Genomic DNA, 25,754 nt, shown 5'->3' with positions numbered 1-25,754 from the left:
AAAGGAAAAGAAGCAAATTCACAATGCGCCTGCCTCTCCTTCCTCCGAATCCGCCCTCGGCTGTCAAAGTCGCGGGAATCGTAATGTATCACCGGGATGACAAACTTTATGACGAATAATCAGGTGGCGCGAAAGGCCGGATGACCGTCGCTGCGGGCGGCTTCTAGGCGTCCTCAGGCGGCCTGGACATTGCGGTCGGGGCGCCAGCACTCGCTGCGGATGAAGGCCGGAATTTCCGCAGCCGGCATCGGGCGCGCGAGCGCATAGCCCTGCAGACTGTCGCAGCCGAGTTCGGCAAGGATCCGGGCATGCTCCATAGTCTCGACGCCCTCTGCGGTGACGCCGATTTTCTGCGAACGACCGATCTCGATGATCGACCCGACGAGCCGCCGTTGCTCGGCCGATGCCACCAGGGGCTTGATGAGTTCGCGGTCGATCTTGAGGGTCTTGGGGCTCAAGCGGAGGAGGCCGACGATGGAGGCATGGCCTGTGCCGAAATCGTCGATTTCGATGTCTATGCCGAATCGCCTCAGACGCTTCAGGTTGGCAAGGGATGTCTCGCCATACTGGTCGAGGGAAATCGATTCGAGCAGCTCGAAGGACACTGTACCGGGTTTGATCTTCAGCGCGCGCAACGCCTTGCCGAGATTGGGGTCAGCCAGGCGGCGGGCGGAGACATTGACCGAGATTTTCGGGATGTCGATCCCGGCGTCGCGCCATGACTGCTGGTCGGCGAGGGCTTTTTCGAGGACCAGGCGGTCGAGCACGGCGACGACGTCGAGGTCCTCGGCGGTCGACATGAAGCTGTCGGGAGACAGGATGCCGTGCTCGGGATGGTCCCAACGCACCAGCGTCTCGACGCCGATGACGTCCAGCGTGGCTGCAGAGAACTGCGGCTGGTAAAACGGTATGAATTCATGGCGTTCTATGCCGAGGAGGATTTCATCCGATAGGCGCTTGGTGGTGACGATATGCTGGCGGGCATCCAGCGAAAAGAACTCGTGCCTGTTTCGGCCGCTGCCCTTGGCGCGGTAAAGCGCGATATCGGCATTCAGCAGCAGTTGCTTGGCATCGAGGTCGTCGCCGCTGTCGAAGGCAATGCCGATGCTGGCGCCGAACCGGATGTCGTGGCCTTCGTAGCGAACCGGCTTGTGCAGTTCGCGAATAACCTGTTCGGCGAGGCCGGAAATCTTCCTTGAATATGCCTTCCGGGTGCAGACGATGACGAATTCGTCGCCGCCGATCCGCGCGACGAAATCACCGGCGGCGACGCCATCGCGCAGCACGGAGGCGGCATGCTTGAGCATCATGTCACCGGCGCGGTGACCCAGCGTGTCGTTGATCTGCTTGAAGCGGTCGAGGTCGACATGGAGGACCACGAGGACCATGCCTTGCGCGCGGCACTCTTCGGCCCGTGCCGAAAGCACACGATCGAGATAGCGGCGATTGGGAAGCCCGGTCAGGTGGTCGTGGAGAGCGATGTGCTCGATTTTCTCCTTGGCCAGTTCAAGTTCGATGTTACGGGCTTCTGCGAGTTCCTTGGCGCGGTTCAGCTCGTCCCGGAGCCCGACCTCGGTCGTCACATCCCAGTTGGCGCCGATCATCCTGTTGGTGCCGCTGCCGTCCACAAATGTTGTCGAGCGCCCGCGGATGACACGGACCGTACCATCGGGCCGGACGATCCGATATTCCTGCTCGAAAGCCTCGCGGGCGGCTAGATGGTCCTGGAGATGCCTCTCGATTCTCTCCCGATCATCGGGATGGATGGTTTCGATCCATGCGTCGAGCCGCTTGAGGCTCGGCGTATGTTGCAGGCCGTAGATGACGAGCAGGCGATGGTCCCACTCGACAACCCCTGTATCCAAATTAGCCTCAAAGACACCGATGCCGGAGACATCGAGCGCCAGATCGAGCCGTCTCGACGTGTGTGTCAGCAACTCCTCGGCAGCCTTGCGGGCGGTGATGTCGATATCGGTACCGATAATTCGGGTGGGAGTGCCGTGCTCGTCCCATTCGACGCCGGCGCCGCGGCATTCGATCCAGATCCAGTGGCCGTCCTTGTGACGCTCCCGGTAGCAAAAGGTGCCGCTCACGGCCTTGCCTGAATTTTGCAGCTCGATGGACTTCAACACATAGTCGCGATCGTCCGGGTGAACGGACAGGATCCAGTTTTCAAGTGCAGCGTCGACTTCCTCCTCCGACGTGTAGCCGCGCATTTTTCGCCAGGTCTCGGAATAGCTCAACCGTCCCTTGACGAAGTCGTGATCCCAGACCCCGAGCCCCGAGCCTGTCAGTGCCGAGTTCCAGCGACTTTCCTTTTCGCCGAGGTCTTCGATGAGGCGTTTTTCACGGTCGATATCGGCCAGCTGGATGAGGATGCAATTTTCCGGTGTCGCAAGCTTCGTGAAGGACGCCGAAACCCAGATTGGACGATCCGAGTTGCCCCGCAGCCGCATCGAGACGGCTTCGACGCTGGGCTCGCTTGAAAGCCCGTTCAACTGCCTGCGAAGAAGGGGAAGGTCGTCGGGTAGAGTAAGTTCATCCACCGTCTTATGCCCGGTGGGAGTACCAAACTGCGCACAGAATGCTGCGTTGGCGTAGACCATGCAATGGTCGGCCAGCGAGACGGCAAGGGTTGCTACGGGAACGCGATGGAGAACATCGAAGACGCCCGCCGTCACGCCGTCGAAACGCGTCTCATCGTTTGAAAACCAAGTCAAAGGAGCACCCACAGACACTGCCAATACTGTGGGTGCATTTGATTAATTTGAGATAAACAACATAAGCGGAAAAGCTAATGTAACTTTGCCCTCAAACAGTCAGGGGAGTTTTTATGGTTTCAGTTTGCTGAGAAACTGCGCAAAGACCATCGTGCCCTCGGGCCAGGGACCATGGCCGGAATCGGCGTTGATGTGGCCGGCCTCGCCAGCGTCGATCAAGGTAGACCCCCAGCTCTTGGCAATCTCCTCGGCGTGCTCATAGGTGCCGAAAGGATCGTTGCGGCTGGCGATGGTCATCGATGGAAAGGGCAGGGTATCGCGCGGATAGGGGCCGAAGGTCATCAGGTGCTTCGGGCGGATTTCCGGGTTGGTAACGTCTGGTGGGGCCACGAAGAAGGCGCCTGCAATAGGCTTCTTGAAATGCGGGATGGCATGTAGCACCGAGGGCACGCCCAGTGAATGGGCGATCAGAACCACGGGCTTGGTCGAGGCATTTACCTCTTCGGCGATGCGGGCTGCCCAGTCGTCTCGCACCGGCTTCGACCACTCCGCCTGCTCGACGCGACGCGCCGTGCTGAGCTTCTGCTCCCAGCGGGTCTGCCAATGGTCGGGACCGGAGTTAGTATAGCCGGGGACGATGAGGATATCTGCTTCGGATACTTTCATGCTTCTGCCATCTGTGAGCTGAACACGCCGGTGCCGGGATGAAGGCGGAGACAGACGCTGCCGCCTTCGGATCGTCAGCCGAAAACGCGGCGGAAGATCGTGTCGACATGCTTGGTGTGGTAGCCGAGGTCGAATTTCTCGCGCAATTCCTCTTCGGAAAGTGCGGCGCGGACTTCGGGGTCGGCGAGCAGTTCTTCGAGGAAGTCCTTGCCCTGTTCCCAGACCTTCATGGCATTGCGCTGGACGAGGCGATAGGAATCCTCGCGCGAAACGCCGGCCTGGGTGAGGGCGAGCAGCACGCGCTGGCTCATGACTAGGCCCTTGAACTTGTTCATGTTGCGAAGCATGTTCTCGGGATAGATGACCAGCTTTTCGATGACGCCGGCAAGCCGGTTGAGTGCAAAGTCGAGCGTGATGCTGGTGTCCGGACCAATCGCGCGCTCGACGCTCGAATGGCTGATATCGCGCTCGTGCCAGAGGGCAACGTTTTCCATGGCGGGGACCACCGCCATGCGTACCAGCCGGGCGAGGCCCGTCAGGTTTTCAGTCAGCACCGGGTTGCGCTTGTGCGGCATCGCAGACGAGCCCTTCTGGCCGGGCGAGAAGAATTCCTCCGCCTCCAGGACTTCGGTGCGCTGCATGTGGCGGATTTCGATGGCGACGTTTTCGATCGACGAGGCGATGACGCCGAGTGTGGCGAAATACATGGCATGGCGGTCGCGCGGGATGACCTGCGTCGATACAGGCTCGGCGGCAAGGCCGAGCTTTTCGCAGACATATTCTTCGACGGAAGGATCGATGTTGGCAAAGGTGCCGACGGCACCGGAGATGGCGCCGGTGGCGATTTCGGTACGGGCGGCGACGAGACGGGCGCGGTTGCGGACCATTTCGGCGTAGAAGCGCGCGAAGGTCAGGCCCATGGTCGTCGGCTCGGCGTGGATGCCGTGGCTGCGTCCGATACGGACCGTGTCCTTATGTTCGAAGGCGCGGGTCTTCAGCGCCGTCAGCAGTCGGTCGAGATCGGCCAGCAGAAGATCGCTGGCGCGGACGAGTTGGATGTTGAAGGTGGTGTCGAGGACGTCGGAGGATGTCATGCCCTGGTGGACGAAGCGGGCATCCGGGCCGACGATTTCCGAGAGGTGCGTCAGGAAGGCGATGACGTCGTGCTTGGTGACGGCTTCGATCTCGTCGATCCGATCGACATCGAAGGTCGCCTTGCCGCCTTTTTCCCAGATCGTCTCGGCTGCCGACTTCGGGATGACCCCGAGGTTGGCCAGCGCATCGCAGGCATGGGCTTCGATCTCGAACCAGATGCGGAACTTCGTTTCGGGCGACCAGATGGCGACCATGTCCGGGCGGGAGTAGCGAGGGATCATAAGCTCTCAGCTTTCTTCAACAGCAGGAATTTCAAGGCTTGCCGCCCCTTTAGCAAAGACGGATGACAATCTCAACGCTTGGCGGGCGCTCATCGCAGGCGTCGCGCCAGATAGTAGCTTGCCGTCGGCAGCCAGATGAGCCCGAGCGGCAGAAACAGCCGGCTGCCGAGCACACCGAACTGATAGACCGCACTGGCACCGGTGAAGACGAACTGGAACATCCAGATGAGCGATCCGGCCGGTGCATGCCAGCGCGAATAGAAGATGCGGTAGTCGAGCGCGAAGAGAAAAGCCGTCATCGACATGGTTGCGAGCGCCAGGCAAAGCAGGCAGGCCGCAAAGCGTGTCTCTACCGGTTTGCCGCCCGATAACCAGCCAGCCGCCGTTACGGCAAGAGGCCAGGCGAGGGCGCCGCCGAGGAAATAGACGATCAGCAGGCTGTCGAGCCGGTCCGTCTGCAGGCCGTTGTGCCTGTAGAGCGCCATTGCCGCGGAAAGCGTCATCAGGGCGCCCCAGGCAACAGCGCCTGTCAGATACAGCGGTACGGTCGTTGTCCGCGCCGCCTTGTCGATCAGCGACGGCTCACGCCGCGCCAACGCGGCCCTGCTCGGCAGCGGCACGCAGATCGCCGACCGTCTTGCGATAGGCCTCAGCCGAGCCGCCCTTGAAGATTGCCGACCCTGCGACCAGCACATTGGCACCGGCTGCTGTGATCATCGATGCGGTTTCCACGGTCACGCCGCCATCGACCTCGAGCTCGATCGGTCGGTCGCCGATCATCTGCCGGGCCTTGAGGATCTTGTCGGCCATTGCGGGGATGAACTTCTGGCCGCCAAAGCCTGGGTTGACCGACATGATGAGGATCAGATCGACATCGTCGAGCACGTTTTCCAGCACAGACAGCGGCGTCGCCGGATTGAGGGTGACGCCGGCCTTCTTGCCGAGATTGCGGATGGTCTGCAGCGAGCGATGCAGATGCGGGCCAGCCTCGGCATGCACGGTGATGCGGTCGCAACCGGCCTTGGCAAAGGCTTCCAGGTAGAAATCGACAGGCGCGATCATCAGGTGGCAGTCGAAAGTGGCATCGGTAAAACTGCGCAGGGACTTGATGACATCGGCGCCGAACGAGATGTTGGGAACGAAGTGTCCGTCCATGATGTCGAGGTGGATCCAGTCAGCGCCGGCCGCGGTCACGTCACGGACTTCCTGGCCCAGCTTGGAGAAGTCGGCGGCGAGAATGGAGGGGGCAATTCGGATCGGCAACGGCATGGTCGGGGAAACTCCAAAGTCATCTGACGCTTGATTATCACCGGATGGGAGGAACGGCAACGACGCGTCGCCAGCACTCCACCGCGGCAGGGGCTTGCCGGCTAGTTGCCGGGGGCGACCGGCGGCTGGAAGCGATGGTCGCGCCATTCCAGCAGGCGATAGGGGTTCTCGGTCAACTCGTGATCGTTGCCGAAGGCGACGGGGCCGACCGGTGTCTGCCATGTCGTTCCCACGAGCTTCGCGGCGACGGGGGTCTTTTCCGCCAGCGCTGCGGTGACGGCCTGGTCGGCGATCAGGGCAGCCGCCGCTGTCGGCAGGACGTAGCCTTCCGGCTCGACACCGGCGTCGCGCAAGGCTTTGGCAGCCTGTGCTGCCGGGGGAAGGCTGGCATAGTCCGGTATGGTCACGGCAAGCACGCCGTCGGCAAGCGGAATGGGCTGGTCGGCAGCCCGCATCGCATCGCCGCCCATAATCTGCAGGGCATCCTTGTCCGCTGCCGCATCGCGGGCGATGATTGCGACGTCACTGCGGTCTCCGCCGACAAGCAGGGCTGTGGCGCCAGCCTTTTTCAGGCGCCTGACGAGACTGATCTGCTGATCCTGACCCGGGCGAAGCGTGTCGTTGAAGACCGGTTTCAGGCCGTTTTCGTCAAGACCGGTGCGCACGGCATCGACGAGCTCCCGACCATGGATGGTGCCGTCATCGACCAGCGCCAGCGGCTGCGAGGCCCAGTTCTGCAGGATGACGCCGATTATCCGCTTTGCCTCAGCGCTGTCTGCCGGAGCGAGACGGAACAATGGCCAGCCGTTCTTCAGCGCATCTTCCATCAGGATATGCGAGCGTACGGACACGGTGATGGCCGGGATGCCGGCATCCTTCAAGCGCGGCAGGGCACCTTCCAGCGAATCGCTGCAGAGGAAGCCGATGGCGATTTGCACCTTGGCCTTGATCAGGGCGTCAGCGATGACCTGGCCGCTGTTCTCGGTGCAGGGTTCGTCAATGGTCGTCAGGGCGTCGTTGGCGGCCTGTGCCTGGAATTTTGCGCCGGCAATCATCTGGGCGCCGAGAGATGCGAAGGTGCCGTTCTGGGGCGCGACCAAGCCGATGGAAACGCCGGCCGCATGGCTGCTTTCCGCCGCAGACAGCAGCGCCAGGGCGAGCAGGGATCGACGCAGCCTGTTCATGAAAGGAAAATCCCGATTGTTTCTCCTGTTCTTTTATCGGACCACTCCCTGCCGTCAAAGAAAATCCGGTACAAGACGTGCTTTCGCCTGAGCATGGTGGAAAAGCTGGCGCGTGGGCTCCATATTGGCGATGCCAGCAGCAGAATGGGAGAGATCGCTTGGAACAGTCGTTGGATCCGGCCCATTTCAGAGATGCTATGAGCCGCTACGCCGGCCACGTGCAGCTGGTTGCGACCGTGCATGAGGGTGTCCGTCGCGGCGTGACGATCACGGCGGCATGCTCGGTCTCCGACAATCCGGCGACGGTGCTCGTCTGCCTCAACAGCGGCAATGCCAAGAACGACATCTTTCTCGCAAGCGGCATCTTTTCGCTGAACGCACTCGGCGCCCATCATCAGATGCTGGCCGATGCCTTCTCCGGCAAGACGCAGATGTCCACCGACGAGCGCTTTGCCACGGGCGATTTCGACACGCTGGCGACTGGTGCGCCCGTTCTGGTCGATGCCCTCGCTGCCTTCGATTGCAAGGTTGTCGATGTGACGCGCGGCACGACTCACAACGTCATCTTCGGGGAAGTGGTGGCTGTCCGTTTCAGTGAGCGACGCCCGGCTCTGCTTTACATGCACCGCGACTACCACGCCGTTGGCCGATAGATCTTCGTCCGGTGGGCGCGCGGGTTGACTCACGCCGGCCTGACTTTAACTTCGGCAATCGGCGCTTGATTGCCACGCATTCCACATCTTTGGTGGCGTCCGGGAGGACAGATGTCGATGCTTGCAGGAACTGACGTCCTCGATACAGCCGAAAGGTGGGCTGCTTCCGGCACGGCAGTGGCACTGGCGACGGTGACCGAGACATGGAGTTCGGCGCCGCTGCCGGTGGGAACACAGATGGTGATCTCCTCGGACGGTGCCACAGAGGGTACGCTCACGAACGGTTGCATCGAGAGCGACGTGGTTGCTGCAGCGCTCGAGGTCATCGCGGCCGGCGCCGGGAGGCTCATGGATTTCCGGGTGACGGACAAGATGGCCCGCGCTGCCGGCCTCTCCTGCGGTGGCAGGATCGAGGTCTACATCGAGAAGGTAGGCTGATGCGAATGGAAACGCTTAGCCAGCTATGTTCTTTGCGTCGTGACCGGCATGCCGCTGTTGTCGTCACCGATCTCGTGGACGGAACGAAGCGGCTTGTGGTCGAAGGCGAAGGGATCGAGGGCGCTCTTGGCGATGCGGTCACATCTGCATTCCGGAGCGGCAGATCGTCGAAGATTGCACTCGACGGAAGCCAGCTTTTCCTCAACGTCCATGTGCCAGAACCTAGGATCGTCGTCATCGGCGCGGTGCGGATAAGTCGGGCACTGGCGTCGATGGCGAGTGTGGCGGGATTCGATCTCACGATCATCGATCCCCGGATCGGCTTTTCGTCTGCCGATGGCTTCGAGTCGGCGCAGCTTATCGTCGGCTGGCCAAGGGAAAAGCTGGTGGTGGATCGCCACACCGCTGTGGTGGCGGTGGCGCATGAGCCTGATATCGACGACTACGCTATCGGCGCTGGGCTGCAAGCCGGGTGCTTCTATGTCGGTGCGCTGGGCAGTCGACGGAGCCATGCCGCGCGCCTGCTGCGTTTACAGGCCGAGGGGTTTGGCGATGAGGACCTTTCAAGGATACATGCTCCAATCGGGCTCGACATAGGGGCCGTGACCCCCGCCGAAATTGCCGTCGCTATCCTGGCCGAGATTATCCAGTCATGGCGTCGCCGGTCCCTGTCCTTGCCCGGGGATGCAGCCTGATGCCGGAGAAGATCGCGCGCTCTCCCGTTGCAATCGTGTTGCTGGCAGCCGGTAAAGCCAGCCGCATGGGTGGTCCGCACAAGCTGCTGGCAACATTCGATGGCATCTCGCTGGTGAGGATCATGGCAGAACGGGCTTGCGCAACCGGCGCGCCGGTCTTCGTTGTCACCGGGCACAGACATCCCGAAATAACGGCCTTACTGGCAGGGCTCCCAATCGAAAACGTCCACAATCCAGATTTCGAAAGCGGCATGGCCAGTTCTATCGTTGCCGGTTTCGGTGCCGCGTCGGCGTCGGGGAGCGTTGGCGTGCTGGTTATGCTGGCCGACATGCCCGCCGTCGAAACCTCCGATCTCATGGCGCTGATCGGCGCGTTCGAAGGGGCCGGGGGGCAAGCTGTCGTTCGCGCGGTCTCGGACGGAAAGCGTGGCAACCCGGTGATCCTGCCGGCCTCGCTGAGGCCGGCGATAATGGGGTTGGGGGGAGATGTCGGTGCACGCGGTATCATAGACGGATGCGGCCTGCCGGTTGTCGATGTCGAGATCGGCCATGCTGCGCATCTCGATGTCGATACGCCGGATGCCGTCCTTGCAGCCGGCGGCATCCTCAAGGAGTAAGATCTTGGATAATCTGGATATAGAGGAAATGTTTGCGGCACTTGGGCCGGTGACCATCAAGCGGATGTTCGGCGGCAAGGGCGTCTATCATCAGGGCCGGATCATCGCCCTGGATTTTCGCGACGAGATGCTGCTGAAGGCCGACGATGTCAGTTCGCCCGCTTTCGAATCTGCCGGCGCCAGGCGCTGGTCGTACGAGGGGAAGAAGGGCAAGCCGGTGTTCATGCCGTACTGGTCGATCCCGGAGGATGCGTTCGACGATCCCGATGTCATGGCAAAATGGGTGCGGCTTGCATACGAGGCGGCGCTGCGGACGGAGAAGTAACCGCTGAAGTCAGGGAAAGAGGTCAGTGTCGAGGTGGTCGATGGCAGCCCTGGTAAAGACAGAAAGCGGGCTTGGCAGCGCGTTGCGGCTGAACCATCCGAATTCGAATAATTTGTCCGGCTCCATCAGCGATGGCTCGCCGACAAAATCCGTGCAGACATAAATCAGCGACACCCAGTGCTGGCGGTCGGCCTCGATGATCTGTTCCGTCGTGCAGAGCAGGTCGATCTGTCCAATCTGGAGACCGGACTCTTCCCCTGCCTCGCGTCTGGCAGCAGAGGCGGAGGCTTCCATCAGGTCGACCTTGCCGCCGACGATGTTCCAAAATCCGGCTTCGGGCGCCTTTATCCGCTTATAGAGCAGAAGCTTGCCGTCACGAAGGATGGCAAGCCCGGTGCCCAGTCCCGGAAAATCGGTGCCCGGTGCAGTCATCAGACCTTAGCGGCAGTGACGATCAGCATGAAAGCAGGGATGTCGTCTCCGAAACCCAGCGGTGTCGGGCCGTCGTCCTGGTCGCGATGATAGCGGGCACGACGTTCGCGATTGTCATCGTTTGCCGGGTAAGGGCGGCCGGGATTGTTGCGAGAATTATTGTTCTGCGGCTTGTTAGTCTCGATCTTGCGCTCGTTCTTCACAACTTCGGCCTTTGGTACGGGTGCAACTTCGACGGGTTGAACGACAGTATCAACCACATCGATATCAGCTTTGTGAACGGGATGGCTCGGTGCAGAACGACCTCTGCCGCGACCGCGTTCCTTGTCTTTGTCGCGGCTGCTGCCACGGCGCGGACGTTCGGTTTCCTGGCTTTCATCTGCCGGCGGGAGAGCGTTCAGGTCGCCGTTAAGCCATTCGATCTTCTGATCGATCAGCTTCTCGATGGCATCGATATACTTCGTATCACGCTTGGTCACCAGCGTGAATGCTGCGCCCGAGCGGCCGGCACGTCCCGTGCGGCCGATGCGGTGGACATAGTCTTCCGAATGGATCGGAACGTCGAAATTGAAGACGTGGCCGACATCGGGCAGGTCGAGGCCGCGTGCGGCAACGTCGGATGCGACCAGCAGCTGGATCTGGCCATCACGGAAATTCTGCAGCATCGTCGTGCGCGAGCGCTGGTCCATATCGCCGTGCAGCGCGCCGACTGAAAATCCGTGGCGCTCGAGCGAGCGGAAGAGATCGGCGACGTCTACCTTGCGATTGCAGAAGATGATCGCGTTCTTGAGATCCGTCTGGGCGTTGATGAGGTCGCGGAGCGTCGCGCGCTTTTCGTAGTCCTTGCCGTGCGAGGCAACGAAACGCTGCGTCACTGTCTTTGCAGTCGAGGACGGCAGCGACACTTCGATGCGTTCCGGGTTCTGCAGGAAGCGGTCGGCCAGCTTCTGGATTTCCGGGGGCATGGTGGCCGAGAAGAACAGCGTCTGGCGGGTGAACGGGATCATCTTGACGATGCGCTCGATGTCCGGGATGAAGCCCATGTCGAGCATGCGGTCGGCTTCGTCGATAACCAGGATCTCGACGGCTGACATCAGCAGCTTGCCGCGTTCGCAATGGTCGAGCAGGCGGCCGGGCGTGCAGATCAGCACGTCGGCGCCGCGCTCGAGCTTCTTGTTCTGCTCTTCGAACGACACGCCGCCGATCAGCAGCGCAACGTTCAGCTTGTGGTTCTTGCCGTATTTTTCAAAGTTCTCAGCCACCTGGGCTGCCAGTTCGCGCGTCGGTTCGAGGATCAGCGTGCGCGGCATGCGCGCCCGGGCCCGACCCTTTTCGAGCATGGTCAGCATCGGCAGCACGAACGAGGCGGTCTTGCCGGTTCCGGTCTGCGCAATGCCGCAGATATCGCGGCGCTGCAGCGCAAACGGGATGGCGCCGGCCTGGATCGGAGTAGGGATGGTGTAGCCCGCGTCTGTGACAGCGGATAGGACTTTTTGGCTCAGGCCAAGGTCAGCAAATGTGGTCAAAGGGAAAACTGTTTCCGTTTCGGTTTGGTCGACCGCACGATGAGTCGACAGGCTGTATGCCGCAATGCAGCGCCACATAGTATCAAAACGCCCTGAAGTCAAGGAAATGAGGCAACGGGAGAGTGTTCCCGGCGCGCTGGGTTAAAAAATTCCGTCGCGCGGCGGCCTGTTGCATTGCTGTCATGATCATAGGGACAAAAGTGCCCCCCGCAAAGCGGTAAATTGCAAGGCTAGCTAATTGATATAGCTGGCGAGCTTGATGCCTGCATTGACGAAGTACATTGGGTCGACGGGACGCCCGTCCTCGCGGACTTCGTAGTGGAGATGGGTGCCGGTCGACCGTCCCGTGCTTCCGGCAAGGCCGAGTTGCTCGCCGGCCTTGACCGTATCGCCGGCCTGGACGGTAATTGCTGCCATATGACCGTAGCGTGTCGAAATGCCATCGCCATGGTCTATTTCCACCATGTTGCCATAGCCGCCGGCCCAGCCTGCCGAAACGACCTTGCCCGGCGCCGTCGCCTTGATGGCCTCGCCGGGATCGAAATGGAAATCCACACCGGGATGCAGCGCCAGCTTGCCGAAGAAGGGATCCTTGCGGTTGCCGAACGGGCTGGTGATCAGCTTGCCCTGTGCGGGGTTGCGGAAGGGCAGCTGTTCGACCGTTCCGCGCGCCGCTTCGAGCCGCGTCAGCGCCGTATCGAGATTTGCCAGCGACTGGTCGAACGGGTCGACGTTTTCCGGCGGCAGGAAGGGCCCTCCGACACCGCCATCTTCATCGATCGCGGCGGGGGACGCCGGAACTGTGACGCCCACCGTCTTGATGATCGACTGGATGTTGTCAGCCGTATCGTCGGCGCCATCGGTCAGCCGCTTGATGCGCTTCAGCTGGTCCTGCTCGATCTTCTTCAGCGAAAGGGTGACCTTGGAGAACACCCGGTCGGCGTGGTCCGCGACGGTTTCCTTGGCGGGCAGGTAGGCGAGCGTCGAGTTGTCAGGGGTGACTTCCGCCGGGCTACCCGCTTTCGCGAGTTCGAGGGCCTTTTGTCGGGCGTTCAATTCGGCATGATCTGCACCGGAGGCTGGCGGCTGCTTGTCGATAACGCCCGAACTCTCCGCGCGGTCGAGCAAGGCATCGAGCTTGCCGTGACGCGACGAGAGCGACATCTGCTGCTGCATCAGCTTGTCGACCTTCTGCTCGACTACCTGCTGGTCGAGCAACTGGCGTGAGGTGACGCGGTCGACCTGCGCCCTCAGGGCGGCAATTCGGTCTTCGTAATCGTATTGCATGCGCGCCTGGCGGGCCATCGTGGCGCCGATCAGATCATCGCGCAGGACGAGGTAGGAGGTTGCCAGCAGATAGCCGATGACGAGGATTGCAGCACATCCGATGGCGGATGCCGTCATCCATGGACGCAGCGTCATGTGCCGGACCTTGTCGCCGCTGGCGAGGATGATGACATGCTGCTGCCTGGCGCCGCCAAAAATCCTGTTCTGCTGCCCGTTTCCCACGGCGATTCTCCCACCGCAGCGTTTCTGCGCTGCAGGCAGGATTAGGCACGAGCATGGTTAACAAAGCCTTTCGGCAGGCCCGCCTGTGGCAAAATCGTTTGCAAAATCAACTACGGCTGGTGGAGGTCAGCGAGCGGTAGAAGGACGGCGTCAAGCCGGCCTCGGCACGGGCAATATCGTTGAAGGGCGCCTTCAGAGGACCCCTGAAATTGCTGCGGACGAGCGCTTGGAACGTTGCGACCGGATCGCGTTTCTCGCGGGCGCAGAGAAATCTGAACCACTTGGCGCCAACCGCGACGTGGCCTTTTTCATCCTCGTAGATGACATCGAGGACGGCTGCGCTTTCGTAGTCACCGGTTTCGCGCATCTTGGTCTGCAGCGCCGGCGTCACGTCGAGACCGCGTGCCTCGAGAATGAGCGGCACGACGGCCAGACGCGCCGTCAGGTCCGTGCGGGTAGCGTGGGCTGCTTGCCACAGGCCGTCATGGGCGGGCAGGTCGCCGTAGTCGGCGCCAAGCTGCTGTAATCTCTGGCGCACCAGCCGGAAATGCTTCGCCTCCTCGAATGCAACCTGCATCCAGCCATCGAAAAACGAGTTCGGGACCTTCTCGGTCGTAAAGCGGGCGACGATGTCGAGCGCGAGATCGACGGCATTCAATTCGATATGAGCGATGGCGTGGAGAAGGGCGATGCGGCCCTTTACACTGTGAAGGGATCGCTTTTCCATATTCTTCGGCGGGATCAATTCCGGCTTTGCCGGCCGTCCCGGGCGGTCCGGCAGCACAGGGTCGAGCGGTGAGCGCAGCGACAGGGTGCGTGCGAACCAGCGCCTGGCCGTCTCCTGTGCAAGTTCGGCTTTCCGCTCGACATCGCAGGCAGCGATGGCCGCGATCGCCCCGCCGCGAAGCGAGACGATGGCGGATTCGGAGACTGTCACGGCGTCGCGCTCAGAGCGCACGGACGGCCTCCAGGACCTCCTCGGCGTGACCGGGCACCTTGACCTTCTCCCAGATCCTGAGGATTCGGCCATCTGCACCAATCAGCACGGTGGTGCGCTCGACGCCCATGTATTTCTTGCCGTACATGCTCTTTTCCTTCGAGACACCATAGGCTTCCAGCGTGGATTTTTCCTCGTCGGCAGCGAGGATGACGCCAAGGGAATGTTTCTTGACGAACTTGTCGTGGCTCTTGACGGAATCCGGCGACATGCCAATTACCACTGCACCGGCTTTCTCGAATTCCGATGCGAGACCAGTGAAGGCTACTGATTCGGTGGTGCATCCCGACGTGTCGTCCTTAGGGTAGAAGAACAGTACGACAGGCTTGCCCTGAAACGCTGCAAGGGAGACGTTTCCGCCGCCGTCACGTGGAAGATCGAAAGCGGGCGCATTTGCGCCGACACTGAGTTCTGTCATGGGAAAACCTTTCTTTTGCCGGGATTTTGATGACTATACCGACTATGCCGATATAGTGAAATGTGCTTGGCGCCGCTCTTGCGGGCCGTCAACTGTAAAAACGCATGAGAGAAGGACGCGGTGGATTGATCCGGGGCGAAAAGTTGAAATTCCGCAAGAAGGATCTGGTTCCGCTCGATCAAATGCCGTCCTCGCAGGTCGACGATCCGATTATCGTCAATAGCCCGCGCCGCCGCCGTCGCCGCCGTGGACATGTCTGGCATGCGACCCGTATAACCGGCGTTTTTGCCATCTTCATCGCGCTGATTGCCGGTGCCGTTATCGCCAGCATCGAGAGCGGGATCTTCGACGAACCGCTCTCGGTCAAGGCCCAGGCCGCTCTCGATAACGCCATCGGACCCCGCTACAAGGCCGAGGTCGGTTCGACGGTGCTGCGGTTCACATCCGACATGCAACTCGCGCTCGAGGCGAGCGACGTCAATGTCGTCGACCAGGAAACCGGAAAGCACCTCTCGACCATGGGCGCCGTGCGCATGGTTCTCGATCCGTTTGCGCTCGTTCAGGGCCGAATCGCAATCGCAACCGTCCGGGCCAAGGGTATAGCTCTGGACACCGCGCTGCTGCCGCAGAGCGAGCCCATCGATGTCGCCAACCTCCGGGTAGACAGCATCCCGACCGCGCTGGAATCGGCATTTTCCAATCTCGATTTCCTGCAGCATTTCGTTGAACGCGGCGGTACGGATGCCGTCGAGATATCCGGCCTTGCCGTAAAGCTCGCAAGACAGGACGGTGGCACGCCGATTTCGCTGGTGATCGACCAGCTGGCGTTTTCACGTCCGACGCCCAACACGCTGCGCCTCAAAGGCCAGCTTTCGATCGACGGCTCAGTCGCGTCGCTGGATGTGAATGCCACGCAGGAGGCCGACCGGCCATCTTCGATGACGGCCGTCATCCGCCACCTCGATCTTGTGCCGCTGTCGATGGCTTATGATTCGAACGGGACGCCGCGTCAGGGCATCACCGGGTTTGCCGACGTCTCGCTGTCGTCCACCCGTGGCGCATCGGGTGTCGATCCCAAGCTGACAGCCGCCATCAAGGTGCTGCCCGGCACGCTCTTTATGGACCGCGATGCGCAGGAGATTTCCGGCGCGGATATCAATCTCAGCTACAATTCGGATCGCCAGGCGCTCGAGATCAACAAGTCGCTGGCGACGTTCCAATCGACGGTCGTGCCGTTTTTCGGTTCGGTCATCGACCTCGACCGGGTCGATCCGACCGCTGCCAAGGGTTTTGGCGTCGATTTCCGGATCGCCAACGCGACGGCAGCGACTTCTGAAGCCGGTGAAGCTCCGCTCAGCTTCGATGGCCATGCCAATGGCCGTTACATGACGGCCGACAAGGAGCTGAAACTCGACACCATCGGCATCACCACGCCGATGGGATCGCTGTTTGGCTCCTTGCGGCTGCGCATTGCGCCGGGTTCGCCGGAAATCAGCTTCGGCGCCCAGGCGGAGCAGCTGCAGGCCGCTGCCGTCAAACAGCTCTGGCCTTTCTGGATGTCGCCTAAAGCGCGCACCTGGGTACAGGGCAACCTGTTCGGTGGTGCCATGAGCAACGCCACGATTTCACTGTTTATTCCCGGAGGACGGCTCGCCCAGGCGGCGGCGACCGGTAATCTTCGTCTGGACGAAAACGAGATCCATCTGGCATTCGATATCAACGGCTCGCGCCTCAACGTGCCCGGTGACATTCCCCCAATCCGAGACATGACGGGTCACTTCGACCTCAAGGGTCCGGTCATTTCGGTCGATATCGTCAAGGGTACGTCGTATTTTCCGTCTGGCCGACAGGTCGCAGTCGGTCCGAGCACATTTTCCATTCCTGCGGTCTACGACAAGCCGCTGACCGCGAAGATGAAGCTGGCTCTTTCAGGCAATGGTGACGCAGTCGGCGAGCTGCTGACCTTCAAGCCCTTGAGCGTATTACAGCGCACCGAGTTCAAGCCCGAGGATTTCAGCGGCAAGATCGACGCGGATGTCGAGGCGACTCTTGGCCTGATCAACGATCAGGACCCGCCGCCACCAGTCTGGAAGGCCAGCCTGCAGCTCCACAAGGTCGACGTCCTGAAGGCCTTCGACGGTCGCAAGATCACCAATGTCGACGGTACCATCGATGCCGATCCGCAGGAGGTGCATCTCGCCGCAGACGCGCTCATCGACGGTATCCCGGCGCAAATCGACATGGTGGAGCCGACGGAAAAGGGATCGTCCATCAAGCGTGAGCGCGTTGTCGACGTGACGCTTTCCAATCAGCAGCGGGAGACCATCCTCCCGGGGCTCTCCGATTTCGTCGACGGGCCGCTGAAGGTGAAGGTTACCCGGATCGATGAAAACCGGCAGGACATCAAGATCGACCTGACCAAGGCAGCGCTCACCGTGCCATGGATCGGCTGGTCGAAGGGAAGCGGTATTGCTGCCAATGCCGAGTTCGAGGCATCGGGGCCGGCCGACCAGCCATCGTTGAAGAACTTCACGCTCAAGGGTGATGGCTTCGGAGCGACCGGCTCCATCCAGATCGGCAAGTCCGGATTGTCATCCGCCGATTTCTCGAGCATCAAGCTATCGTCGGTCGACGACTTCGCCTTGTCGATCAAGCGAACCAAGGGCGCCTACGACGTCAGGGTCGATGGCAACGCCGCCGATATCAGGCCGATCTTGGCGCGGCTGAAGGCGCCTAGCAAGGGCGACGACGGCGGCAGCGACAAGACGGATGCGACGATCCGCGCCAAGCTCGACAAGATCATCGGCTTCAACGACGAGACGATCAGGAATGTCAGCCTTGTCTATGCGCTTAACAACGGCAAGGCGACGCAGGCCGACTTTTCAGGCGTGACCCGCACCGGGCAGGCTGTCGTCACCGAAATGACCAAGGGCGGGCAGGGTGGCACGTTCCATGTCACCAGCAGCGACGCCGGCTCGGTGGCACGGTTCGTTGATGTCTACGGCCATCTGAGAGGCGGCTTGCTCAATCTCAACCTTCGCGCCGACGGCGACGACAGCTGGGACGGGTCCATCGATATCAGGCGTTTTTCCATCGTCAACGAGAAGAAGCTGCAATCCATCGTTACCACGCCGGCGGGACGGGACGGCGAAAGCCTGAACTCCGCCGTCAAGCACGATATCGACACCAGCGCGCAGAATTTCCAGCGTGGCTTTGCCCACCTGTCGATCCGCAAGGGCGTGGTGTCCGTCGAGAACGGCGTCGTGCGCGGCGATCAGGTTGGGGCGACGTTCCAGGGAACGATCAAGGATGCCAAGGGCAATACCGACATGACCGGCACGTTCATGCCCGCCTACGGCTTGAACCGGCTGTTTGCCGAGGTGCCGATCGTCGGCTTCCTGCTTGGCAACGGCACCGACCGAGGCCTGATCGGCATCACCTTCAAGCTGACGGGCCCATTCGATTCGCCCAACCTGGTGATCAACCCGCTCTCGGTCATCGCCCCCGGCATCTTCCGGCAGATTTTCGAGTTCTAGCGGAGACAAAAAGGCCGGCACGATGGCCGGCCTGATCGCTATGATTTTAGTGCCTCAACCCTGCGGGCGGATCAGCATGTGCTTCTTCTTGCCGAGCGACAACTTGATGATCCCGTCGGCGGTGACGTTGCCGGTTCCGATCGCCTGACGCTCGTCGGTCACCTGCTGGTCGTTGATGCGTACCGCGCCACCCTGCACATGACGGCGTGCTTCACCGTTGGATGTCGCAAGGCCCGCCCGTACGATCAGCGACAACAGGCCGATGCCAGCCTCCAGATCACCTAAGGGCACGTCGATCGATGGCAGGTTCTCGGCGATGCCGCCTTCCTCGAAGGTCTTGCGCGCCGTTTCGGCCGCCTGTTCGGCAGCGGCGCGGCCGTGCAGCAGGGCGGTCACCTCGGTTGCAAGGATCTTCTTGACGTCGTTGAGCTCAGCGCCGCCGAGTGTGGCGAGGCGGGAAACCTCGTCCATCGGCAGGGTCGTGTAGAGTTTCAGGAAGCGTGCGACGTCGGCATCCTCGGTATTGCGCCAGTACTGCCAGAAATCGTAGGCCGACAGCATGTCGGCATTGAGCCAGATCGCACCATTCGCCGACTTACCCATCTTTGCGCCCGAGGAGGTCGTCAGCAGCGGCGAGGTCAGGGCGTAGAGCTGCGGTGTCCCCATGCGGTGACCGAGATCGATGCCGTTGACGATATTGCCCCATTGATCGGAGCCGCCCATCTGCAGCCGGCAGTCGTAGCGCTTGGCCAGCTCGACGAAGTCGTAGGCCTGCAGGATCATGTAGTTGAACTCGAGGAACGACAGCGACTGCTCGCGCTCCAGCCGGGTCTTGACGCTATCGAAGGCGAGCATGCGGTTGACCGAGAAATGCCGGCCGACATCGCGCAGGAATTCGAGGTAGTTCAGCGACCGCAGCCATTCGGCATTGTTGATCATCATGGCATCGTTGTTGCCGTTGCCGTAGTTGAGGTAGTTGGAGAAAACCTGCTTGATCGAGGCGATGTTGCCTTCGATCGTGTCCACCGTCATCAGCTGGCGCGATTCTTCCTTGAAGGAGGGATCGCCGACCATGCCGGTGCCGCCGCCCATCAGCGAGATGGCGCGGTGCCCGGTCGCCTGCAGCCAATGCAGCATCATGATCTGGATCAGCGATCCCGCATGCAGGCTGGGGGCTGTCGGATCGAAGCCGATATAGGCCGTCACGGTTTCCTTGGCGAACAGCGTATCCAGGCCGGCCTCATCTGAAACCTGGTGGATGAAGCCTCGCTCTTGAAGAGTGTGCAGGAAATCGGATTTGAATTCGGCCATGATAGGGTCTCTCGAATGCGCCGCCCTAGGCGTGCACAGGGGCAAAATCGCTGTTGTTGAACCGTCGCGGCGCGTTTAGCACTGTTTTCGCGAAAGTGCACTATTGCGGCGGCAATGTTTTGCGCGGGCTGTTTTGCGAGGAGTCATGACGAAGATAAGAACGGCAATAGGGCTGATGAGCGGCACGTCGATGGACGGGATCGATATCGCCTTGCTGCACACCGACGGACGAGAGGTCGTGGAGCGCGGGGCGAGCCTCTATATTCCGTACGACGACGAACTGCGCGGCCGCTGGAAACAGGCGCTGGAGACGGCAAAGGTCATCAGGGATCGACGGGAACGGCCGGGCAATCTCAGTGCTGCCGAACAGGCGCTGACGCTGTGCCATGCGGCGGCCGTCAAATCCTTCCTGATGCGCAACGGCCTGTCGCCCACCGACATCGACGTCATAGGCTTTCACGGCCAGACAGTGCTGCATCGCCCGGACGAGGGGCTGACGGTTCAGATCGGCGACGGACCGTTGCTGGCTGCGGAGACTGGCATCGATGTCGTCTACGATATGCGTGCCAACGACATGGTTGCAGGTGGACAGGGCGCGCCGCTGATCCCGATCTACCATGCGGCGCTGTCGGCCAACCTGCCGCCGGAATTCGCAGTACCGGTGGTGTTCGTCAATATCGGCGGTATTTCCAACCTCACCTACATTGCCGAGAACGGCGCGCTTTCCGCCTTCGACAGCGGTCCCGGCAACATGCTGATCGACCAGTGGATCGAGGCCCATACCGGCAAGGCCTACGACCGCAATGGCGAGACCGCCGCTAGGGGCACGGTGTCTCCGCCGCTGGTGCGCCGCTATCTCGAAAGCCCGTTCTTTTCCGCCAATATCCGCCGGTCGCTCGACCGCAGCGACTTCCTGCCGCCGGTCAAGGGCGAAGTCTCGCTTGCCGATGGCGCGCGGACACTGGCGCATGTCACGGCTGCGTCCATCCTTAAGCTCGCGGGCTATCTGCCGCAGCCGCCGAAAACCTATGTCGTCTGCGGTGGCGGTCGGCTGAACCCGGTAATCATGGCCGAGTTTTCCGAACTGGCGGAAGAGCAAGGCGCCCGTGTCGTTGCTGCTGAAGCGGCCGGCTTCGATGGTGGCAGCATGGAGGCGGAAGCCTGGGCCTACCTCGCGGTCCGCTCGCTGGAGGGATTGCCGCTGACCTATCCGGGAACCACGGGTGTCAGCGTCCCGGTGACCGGTGGTATACTGGCACGCCACGGGTGATCGTATGGCGTGCGGCATGACAGTTCTCCACCATTTTCTCAGCGTCTAAGCACATGAAAATGAAACGGGAAATCCGTGTGTCATCGGATTGCCATACCGCAAGCGGTAGTAACGTTCTACGCGGATTGGAGCAATCACACCGCGGCAAGGCGTACATGCGAGGCAGAAATATGAAAACCCGGTTCTCTTTATCCACCCTGGCCCTTGGCCTTTTGCTCACCGGCGCGGCATCGGCAGAACAGCCCGGTCCGCCCGACACCGCCGTCGGTCGCCTCACGGCACTGGCCATCGTCAACGCGCTGAACGCGGACCTGCTCAGCCATGATAGCGCCACGCTGACGCTCGATCGCTGGTGCGCCACCCACAAGCTTGCGCCAACGCCGAAAGTTGTCGCGCATCTCGAGCCGGGGGCCGAAAAGCCGGCCGATGCAGGGGTTCGCAAACTCCTGGGCGTGACCGATGCCGAGCCCGTCAAGTATCGCCGGGTCAAGCTGATGTGCGGCGACCATATCCTGTCCGAAGCCGACAACTGGTACGTTCCGTCGCGTTTGACGGAGAGCATGAATCACGTTCTGGAAACGACGGATACGGCATTCGGACGCGCGGTGCAGGAATTGCATTTTCAAAGGCACACCGTTTCAGCCGAACTGCTCTGGCAACCGCTGCCAGCCGATTGGGACATGGGCGGTGCGCTGCCGCCTTCGACCAGCGGTAACCTCGCCATACCTGAGTTCGTCCTCCAGCACCGCGCGTATCTGACCCGTGGGGACGGCGTTCCGTTCAGTGTCGTGGTCGAGAGCTACACGCGCGAAGTGCTTTCGTTCCCGTGGCCGACGATCGGTCGGTAGGTTCCGGGAAGGTCAATCTGGCGTCCTCGAAAAACGAACAAAGCCGCCGGATTGCTTCGGCGGCTTTGTTAATTTCGGCTTTGGAAACTAGCGGATGCGCTTGGCAGCGGGTTCCGGCACGAGTTCGCCGTTGAGGCGCCGGTCGAGGTAATCCTCGCATTCGCCCATCAGCGTATCGACCTGGCCACTGAAGAAGTGGTTGGCGCCCGGCACGACCTTGTGGGTGATCAGGATGCCCTTCTGCGACTTCAGCTTGTCGACCAGCACGTTGACGTCCTTCTCCGGGGCTACCTTGTCGGCATCGCCGTTGATGATCAGGCCGGACGACGGGCAGGGGGCGAGGAAGGAGAAATCATAGGTGTTCGGCTGCGGTGCGATCGACATGAAGCCTTCGATTTCCGGGCGGCGCATCAAAAGCTGCATGCCGATCCAAGACCCGAAGGAATAGCCGGCGATCCAGCAGCTTTTCGAATCGGGGTGCAGGCTCTGCACCCAGTCCAGCGCCGAGGCTGCATCCGACAGCTCACCGCCGCCGTGGTCGAATTCGCCCTGGCTGCGGCCAATACTGCGGAAATTGAAGCGCAAGGTGGTGAAACCGCGCTTCTGGAACATGTAGAACAGCTGGTAGACGATCTGGTTGTTCATCGTTCCGCCGAACTGCGGATGCGGATGAAGCACGAGAGCGATCGGCGCGCTTTTTTCCTTGGAGGGCTGATAGCGGCCCTCAAGGCGGCCAGCCGGGCCGTTGAAAATGACTTCGGGCATCGATACTCCGTACCTGATTTTCGGCGTTGACAAGATGCATTAGGCAGCAAGTTGACTTGACGAACGCGCTCATCTTTTCTAGAACGCAGTTTAGAACAATTCGAAACTCTGCATGATCTTCCACGCGTTGTGGAGGTGTCATAAGGCAAGCCCGCCGGCAATTACAAGAAAAATGAGCCGGCGCCGGTAATCCGCATCGCTGAGGCAGGAAAAGCAGGTCATGGCGGCATCACGCCTCTATCTTGACTGGAATGCAACCGCCCCGCTCCATCCGGCGGCGCGGGAGGCGATGCTGCATGGACTCGATCTTTTCGGCAACCCGAACTCCGTTCATGGCGAAGGGCGCGCCACGCGCGCCGCCATCGAGGCCGCCCGACGCGACGTGGCAGTCCTGACCGGCGCTGACCCAGCGCATGTGGTTTTCACCAGCGGCGCCACCGAGGCTGCCAATATGGTGCTGACGCCTGAGTTTCGCATGGGCCGCACGCCGCTTGCCGTTGGCCACCTCTACGTCTCGGCCATTGAGCATCCGGCATTGCGCGAAGGCGGGCGGTTTGCAAAGGACCGGGTCAGCGAAATTCCCGTGACGTTCGATGGCGTCGTCGATCTCGTCGCGCTGGAGACGATGCTGTCCAGCCATGACAAGGCGCAAGGCCTGCCGATGGTCGCCATCATGCTCGCCAATAACGAGACAGGCATCCTTCAGCCGGTCCGGGCGGCAGCAGAGATTGTGCACCGCCACGGCGGCACCTTCGTCGTCGACGCTGTCCAGGGTGCCGGTCGGGTGAAGACCGACATCAACGAGATCGGCGCGGATTTTATGATCGTCTCGTCGCACAAGATCGGTGGTCCCAAAGGCGCAGGCGCGCTTGTGTCGCGAGGTGAGATCATGATGCCTAAGCCGCTGATCCATGGCGGTGGCCAGGAGAAGGGTCACAGGTCGGGGACGGAGAATTCGCTGGCGGTGATCGGCTTCGGTGCCGCTGCCGCTGCGGCCACCGCTGAATTCCAGTTGCGAAATGCGGCCGTTCTGGCATTGCGCGACCGTATGGAAGCCGGCATGCGAGATGCGGCACCTGACGTCATCATTCACGGCGAGGGCCAGCTGCGTGTGCCGAACACGACATTCTTCACGCTGCCCGGGCTGAAGGCTGAAACCGGGCAGATTGCCTTTGATCTCGAGGGCGTTGCGCTCTCGGCGGGCTCTGCCTGCTCGGCGGGTAAGCTGGGCGAGAGCCATGTGCTGGTGGCGATGGGTCGCGATCCACGTCTCGGCGCATTGCGTATATCGCTTGGCTTCGACACGAAGAATGAGGACATCGACCGGGTGCTCGCAGCTTTTGCGAAAATTGCCGGGAGGCGAAGGCTTTCCGGGGTTGCGGCTTGACCGCATTTTGAATTTTGCGGAAACGCAAGTTTACGCTTGCCAATCGGGGTGAAAAAATCCCATTGGCCACCTACATAGTGGCAAATGAAAATTTGCTAAACCGTTGACAAGCTGCCGGACCTTGTATCCGGCGAGATTGGAGAACGACATGGCTGCCGTCCAGGAAACGATCGATCAGGTGCGCCTGATTGATGTGGACCAATACAAGTATGGTTTCGAGACCATCATCGAAATGGACAAGGCACCCAAGGGCCTTTCCGAAGAGATTATCCATTTCATTTCTGCCAAGAAGCAGGAACCGGAATGGATGCTCGAATGGCGTCTCGATGCCTATCGTCGCTGGTTGACGATGGAGGAGCCGACGTGGGCCCGCGTCGACTATCCTAAGATCGATTTCAACGACATCTACTACTATGCCGCGCCGAAGAGCACGCCAGGACCGAAGTCTATCGACGATGTCGACCCTGAGTTGCTGAAGGTCTACGAGAAGCTTGGCATCCCGCTGCGCGAGCAGGAGATCCTTGCTGGCGTCCAGACGTCGCGGATCGCCGTCGATGCCGTGTTCGACAGCGTATCGGTCGTTACCACGTTCAAGGAAGAGCTGAAGAAGGCCGGTGTGATTTTCATGTCGATCTCGGAGGCCATCCGCGAGCATCCGGATCTCATCAAGCAGTATCTCGGTACCGTCGTGCCGACCACCGACAACTATTATGCGACGCTCAATGCGGCGGTATTCACAGACGGCTCGTTCGTGTTCATTCCGAAGGGCGTTCGCTGCCCGATGGAGCTGTCGACCTATTTCCGCATCAACGAGAAGGGCACCGGCCAGTTCGAGCGGACGCTGATCATTGCCGAAGAGGGGGCTTACGTGTCCTACCTCGAAGGCTGCACGGCACCGCAGCGCGACGAAAACCAGCTACATGCGGCTGTCGTCGAGCTGGTGGCGCTGGACGATGCGCAGATCAAGTACTCCACTGTCCAGAATTGGTATCCGGGCGACAAGGACGGCAAGGGCGGCATCTACAACTTCGTCACCAAGCGCGGCGATTGCCGCGGCGCACGATCCAAGATCTCCTGGACGCAGGTCGAGACAGGTTCCGCCATCACCTGGAAGTATCCGTCCTGCATTCTGCGCGGAGACGACAGCCGTGGCGAGTTCTATTCGATTGCGGTCTCCAACGGTCACCAGCAGATCGACAGCGGCACCAAGATGATCCATCTCGGCAAGAACACGTCGAGCCGCATCGTGTCCAAGGGCATTGCTGCCGGTGTCTCGCAGAACACATATCGCGGCCAGGTCTCGGCACACCGCAAGGCGACCAACGCCCGCAACTTCACCCAGTGCGACTCGCTCTTGATCGGCGATCGCTGCGGCGCGCACACCGTTCCCTATATCGAGGCGAAGAATTCCTCGGCGCAGTTCGAGCATGAAGCGACGACCTCGAAGATCTCCGAGGACCAGCTGTTCTACTGCCTGCAGCGCGGTATCCCGACCGAAGAGGCCATCGCCCTGATCGTCAACGGCTTCGTCAAGGAAGTCCTGCAGGAACTGCCGATGGAATTTGCGATCGAAGCGCAGAAGCTGATCTCGATTTCACTTGAGGGCAGTGTGGGCTGATATGAAATCGACACGGCCGGGAAACGCAGGGCAGTCGTTCACCGACCAACGCTCTGCAGCCAAGGCCCCACCCCGCAAGTATCGTTACCTTGCGGATCGGATGGGGCGGTTCTCGATCGTCGTCGACGCATTGCTCGGAGCGGATATTTGGCTTTTTTTGGCCAGCATTTTCTTCCGGCTGATTGTTCTGCTGC

At 61.1% G+C, this 25,754-nt stretch carries 23 protein-coding genes; 10 read left to right on the top strand and 13 right to left on the bottom strand.

All coding sequences use genetic code 11. From position 1 onward, the window contains the following. Positions 1–173: 173 nt before the first annotated feature. From J5289_RS11495 to J5289_RS11470, 6 genes are all read right to left on the bottom strand, one after another. Positions 174–2,720, bottom strand: coding sequence for a bifunctional diguanylate cyclase/phosphodiesterase (locus J5289_RS11495; protein WP_247749094.1), 2,547 nt, complete (start codon positions 2,718–2,720; stop codon positions 174–176). A 111-nt stretch (positions 2,721–2,831) separates the two neighbouring features. After that, positions 2,832–3,386 (bottom strand): alpha/beta hydrolase, encoded by a 555-nt coding sequence (locus J5289_RS11490; protein WP_142829152.1) that lies wholly within the window; start codon positions 3,384–3,386, stop codon positions 2,832–2,834. Between the two features lie 74 nt (positions 3,387–3,460). Continuing rightward, positions 3,461–4,762, bottom strand: a complete 1,302-nt coding sequence (gene purB, locus J5289_RS11485; RefSeq protein ID WP_209187471.1) for an adenylosuccinate lyase — start codon at positions 4,760–4,762, stop codon at positions 3,461–3,463. Positions 4,763–4,851: 89 nt separating this feature from the next. Further along, on the bottom strand, positions 4,852–5,358 hold the full coding sequence (locus J5289_RS11480; RefSeq protein ID WP_374108269.1) for a hypothetical protein: 507 nt from the start codon (positions 5,356–5,358) through the stop codon (positions 4,852–4,854). Beyond that, positions 5,345–6,031, bottom strand: coding sequence for a ribulose-phosphate 3-epimerase (rpe, locus tag J5289_RS11475; RefSeq protein ID WP_111221891.1), 687 nt, complete (start codon positions 6,029–6,031; stop codon positions 5,345–5,347). Before rpe ends, J5289_RS11480 begins: the two co-directional genes overlap by 14 nt. Positions 6,032–6,132: 101 nt before the next feature. Then, a complete protein-coding gene (locus J5289_RS11470; protein ID WP_209183831.1) occupies positions 6,133–7,215 on the bottom strand; it encodes an ABC transporter substrate-binding protein in 1,083 nt (360 codons plus the stop codon). Positions 7,216–7,412: 197 nt separating this feature from the next. Between J5289_RS11470 and J5289_RS11465 the strand changes: the two genes are divergently transcribed. From J5289_RS11465 to J5289_RS11445, 5 genes are all read left to right on the top strand, one after another. After that, positions 7,413–7,868: a flavin reductase gene (locus J5289_RS11465; RefSeq protein WP_209184114.1), complete on the top strand. Its 456-nt coding sequence runs from the start codon at positions 7,413–7,415 to the stop codon at positions 7,866–7,868. A gap of 117 nt (positions 7,869–7,985) precedes the next feature. Next, positions 7,986–8,306, top strand: coding sequence for an XdhC family protein (locus J5289_RS11460; RefSeq protein WP_374108270.1), 321 nt, complete (start codon positions 7,986–7,988; stop codon positions 8,304–8,306). After that, entirely contained in the window at positions 8,306–9,001 is a 696-nt protein-coding gene (locus tag J5289_RS11455; protein WP_209183829.1) for an XdhC family protein, read from the top strand. The genes J5289_RS11460 and J5289_RS11455 overlap by 1 nt, the downstream gene beginning before the upstream one ends. After that, positions 9,001–9,618 carry an NTP transferase domain-containing protein gene (locus tag J5289_RS11450; RefSeq protein ID WP_247749093.1) on the top strand — a complete coding sequence of 206 codons (618 nt, stop codon included), beginning with the start codon at positions 9,001–9,003 and terminating at the stop codon, positions 9,616–9,618. Before J5289_RS11455 ends, J5289_RS11450 begins: the two co-directional genes overlap by 1 nt. A 4-nt stretch (positions 9,619–9,622) precedes the next feature. Then, a complete protein-coding gene (locus tag J5289_RS11445) occupies positions 9,623–9,943 on the top strand; it encodes a TfoX/Sxy family protein (RefSeq protein ID WP_111221896.1) in 321 nt (106 codons plus the stop codon). A 9-nt stretch (positions 9,944–9,952) separates the two neighbouring features. Here J5289_RS11445 and J5289_RS11440 read toward each other — a convergent pair whose 3' ends face one another. The 5 genes from J5289_RS11440 to J5289_RS11420 all read right to left on the bottom strand — a co-directional run bounded on the left by J5289_RS11440 (position 9,953) and on the right by J5289_RS11420 (position 14,825). Beyond that, positions 9,953–10,375, bottom strand: coding sequence for an NUDIX domain-containing protein (locus tag J5289_RS11440; RefSeq protein WP_209183827.1), 423 nt, complete (start codon positions 10,373–10,375; stop codon positions 9,953–9,955). Beyond that, complete coding sequence (locus tag J5289_RS11435; RefSeq protein ID WP_142822806.1) at positions 10,375–11,901, bottom strand: DEAD/DEAH box helicase; 1,527 nt, start codon at positions 11,899–11,901, stop codon at positions 10,375–10,377. The genes J5289_RS11440 and J5289_RS11435 overlap by 1 nt, the downstream gene beginning before the upstream one ends. 234 nt (positions 11,902–12,135) lie before the next feature. After that, on the bottom strand, positions 12,136–13,410 hold the full coding sequence (locus J5289_RS11430) for a M23 family metallopeptidase (RefSeq protein ID WP_209183826.1): 1,275 nt from the start codon (positions 13,408–13,410) through the stop codon (positions 12,136–12,138). A gap of 106 nt (positions 13,411–13,516) precedes the next feature. Further along, positions 13,517–14,347, bottom strand: coding sequence for a ferritin-like domain-containing protein (locus J5289_RS11425; protein ID WP_257623401.1), 831 nt, complete (start codon positions 14,345–14,347; stop codon positions 13,517–13,519). Between the two features lie 10 nt (positions 14,348–14,357). Then, entirely contained in the window at positions 14,358–14,825 is a 468-nt protein-coding gene (locus tag J5289_RS11420; RefSeq protein ID WP_209183824.1) for a peroxiredoxin, read from the bottom strand. 104 nt (positions 14,826–14,929) lie between these two features. On the opposite strand from J5289_RS11420, the gene J5289_RS11415 reads away from it, so the two are divergent. Continuing rightward, positions 14,930–18,361: an AsmA-like C-terminal region-containing protein gene (locus J5289_RS11415; RefSeq protein ID WP_209183823.1), complete on the top strand. Its 3,432-nt coding sequence runs from the start codon at positions 14,930–14,932 to the stop codon at positions 18,359–18,361. A 54-nt stretch (positions 18,362–18,415) separates the two neighbouring features. On the opposite strand, the gene tyrS is transcribed toward J5289_RS11415, so the two are convergent. Then, positions 18,416–19,672: a tyrosine--tRNA ligase gene (gene tyrS, locus J5289_RS11410; RefSeq protein WP_209183822.1), complete on the bottom strand. Its 1,257-nt coding sequence runs from the start codon at positions 19,670–19,672 to the stop codon at positions 18,416–18,418. A gap of 145 nt (positions 19,673–19,817) precedes the next feature. Between tyrS and J5289_RS11405 the strand changes: the two genes are divergently transcribed. Together J5289_RS11405 and J5289_RS11400 are read left to right on the top strand one after the other, a co-directional pair. Further along, positions 19,818–20,942 carry an anhydro-N-acetylmuramic acid kinase gene (locus J5289_RS11405; RefSeq protein ID WP_209183821.1) on the top strand — a complete coding sequence of 375 codons (1,125 nt, stop codon included), beginning with the start codon at positions 19,818–19,820 and terminating at the stop codon, positions 20,940–20,942. A 170-nt stretch (positions 20,943–21,112) separates the two neighbouring features. Then, complete coding sequence (locus J5289_RS11400) at positions 21,113–21,790, top strand: hypothetical protein (RefSeq protein WP_209183820.1); 678 nt, start codon at positions 21,113–21,115, stop codon at positions 21,788–21,790. 87 nt (positions 21,791–21,877) lie between these two features. On the opposite strand, the gene J5289_RS11395 is transcribed toward J5289_RS11400, so the two are convergent. Beyond that, the gene (locus J5289_RS11395) at positions 21,878–22,555 is read right to left on the bottom strand and encodes an alpha/beta hydrolase (RefSeq protein WP_111221903.1); all 678 of its coding nucleotides are present in this window, start codon (positions 22,553–22,555) and stop codon (positions 21,878–21,880) included. Positions 22,556–22,775: 220 nt separating this feature from the next. Between J5289_RS11395 and J5289_RS11390 the strand changes: the two genes are divergently transcribed. Further along, complete coding sequence (locus J5289_RS11390; protein ID WP_209183819.1) at positions 22,776–23,942, top strand: cysteine desulfurase family protein; 1,167 nt, start codon at positions 22,776–22,778, stop codon at positions 23,940–23,942. Positions 23,943–24,090: 148 nt separating this feature from the next. Next, positions 24,091–25,560 carry a Fe-S cluster assembly protein SufB gene (gene sufB, locus J5289_RS11385; RefSeq protein WP_142822796.1) on the top strand — a complete coding sequence of 490 codons (1,470 nt, stop codon included), beginning with the start codon at positions 24,091–24,093 and terminating at the stop codon, positions 25,558–25,560. Positions 25,561–25,754: the final 194 nt, after the last annotated feature.

The sequence above is a fragment of the Rhizobium sp. B230/85 genome, from assembly GCF_019355735.1.
Classification (GTDB): Bacteria; Pseudomonadota; Alphaproteobacteria; order Rhizobiales; family Rhizobiaceae; genus Rhizobium; species Rhizobium rhododendri.
The sequence above is the reverse complement of the archived record's forward strand: the minus strand, read 5'-3'. Positions and strand labels throughout refer to the sequence as shown.